Here is a 1,628-nt window from a genome sequence, read left to right on the forward strand (position 1 = left end):
GGAGTCTGGAACTGGGCATGATCCGCTGTATCGATGAAATCAGCGAACAGGTGCGCCGGTTGTTTGGGCTGTCCATGACTACCGCTCAGATCGAGAGCGCCCTGCGGGGTAGCTCCGGCGGGATGGATGAGCGAATCAGGGCGGTTATTCACGCCCAGGCAGGCAAGTACGCCCGAAGCCTGCTCTCGGCAGTCACAGAAAGCGGCCTGGACATCCGAGCCATGCCCACCATCTTTCTGGGTGGCGGAGCGGCGCTCTTAAAACGTCACCTTTCGGCCACAGACGGCCTGTGCCGCCCGCTTATCCTGGATGACGTATCCCTGAACGCCAAAGGATATGAGCGCCTTGTAGGGCAGATGTCGCGGGGTGTGGGCCATGGCGGGTAAGCGGCGGCTCAACCTTTCTTTTTCTCTGGCATCATCCCAACAGCGTGAGGCGTGGCACATTCTCAGTTCCATCCCTGCCGGACAGCGGACAGACGCTGTGTGTCGGATGGTGTGTAAAGCCCATGAACAGGATGCCCTCCTGTCTGCCATCCGTGGGCTGATCCGGGAAGAACTGCGCCATTTAGATCTGACAACAGAAAAAAGCCAGCAGGCACAGGCCGGGGACATGGATGAGAATGTCCTCGGCTTTCTTCTTGCCCTGCAGCAGGAAGAAGATGAGATCACCTGATACGCTATTTTGATATGTTCGCCGGGATCAGCGGTTTTCGAACGGATACAGTGTTTGCAAGGTTTTGAAACATCTTTTAGAAGGGAGCAGTGACATGAATGAAGTAGGACTAAAAGATCAGTGTTTCGGCGTGGAAGTGGAACTGACCGGAATTACACGTGAACAGGCGGCACAAGCCTTGGCAGATTATTTTGGGACGGAGCCTCGCCGTGGGGATGACTACTACGACAGCTGGTATGTGCGGGATGGGGAGGGAAAAGAATGGCGGCTGATGAGTGACAGCAGCATCCGTGGTGAACAGAAAGTGGGTGCCAGATACACCTCCACCTCAGATCCGAGGTATCGTGTGGAAATGGTCACGCCCAAACTGACCTATGCGGAATTGCCCAAATTTCAGGAATGCGTCCGCCGCGTCCGCACTGCAGGGGGAAAAGTCAATTCCTCCTGCGGTATCCATGTCCATGTGGATGCCGCAAACCATAATCGCCAGAGCCTGAAAAACCTGTTGGGCATTATGTATTCCAAAGAAGATATTCTGTTCAAGGCACTCCAGGTTAACTCCTATCGCATAGCGAACTATTGCCAGAAAGTACGGGAACCCATGCTGCAAAAGGCACGCAAGCTTTCATCCGAAGAAACCAAAAATCTGACACAGCTGGAAACTATCTGGTATGAGGGGGATAACGGCAGCACGGAGCACTACAACTGGACACGGTACTATGCGCTCAATCTCCATTCCGTGTTTTTCCGGGGGACCGTCGAATTCCGCTGTTTTAATTCCACCCTCCACGCAGGCCGCGCTGCTGCCTATGTGAATTTGTGCCTTGCCATGTCGGCCCAGGCTATCGCCCAGCGCAGCACCGTCATGCGCAAGACGCAAAGCGATAATGAGCTGTTCACCTTTCGGGTATGGCTGGTACGCCTTGGGTTGAATGGACCCGAGTTCAAGCACA

The 1,628-nt window shown here is 54.7% G+C and carries 2 protein-coding genes and 1 pseudogene; all 3 read left to right on the forward strand.

Features of this window, described 5'->3' with window-relative positions:
- A pseudogene (locus tag B5F88_RS19385) lies at positions 1-386 on the forward strand (plasmid segregation actin-type ATPase ParM); the annotation flags it as partial.
- Positions 376-675, forward strand: a complete 300-nt coding sequence (locus B5F88_RS21675; protein ID WP_242959899.1) for a hypothetical protein — start codon at positions 376-378, stop codon at positions 673-675. The pseudogene B5F88_RS19385 and the gene B5F88_RS21675, both read left to right, overlap by 11 nt.
- Before the next feature lie 94 nt (positions 676-769).
- Positions 770-1,628, forward strand: an 859-nt coding sequence (locus B5F88_RS19395) for an amidoligase family protein (protein ID WP_087937041.1), incomplete at its 3' end; no start/stop codon positions are given.

Source organism: Flavonifractor sp. An306 (assembly GCF_002159455.1).
Classification (GTDB): domain Bacteria; phylum Bacillota; class Clostridia; order Oscillospirales; family Oscillospiraceae; genus Flavonifractor.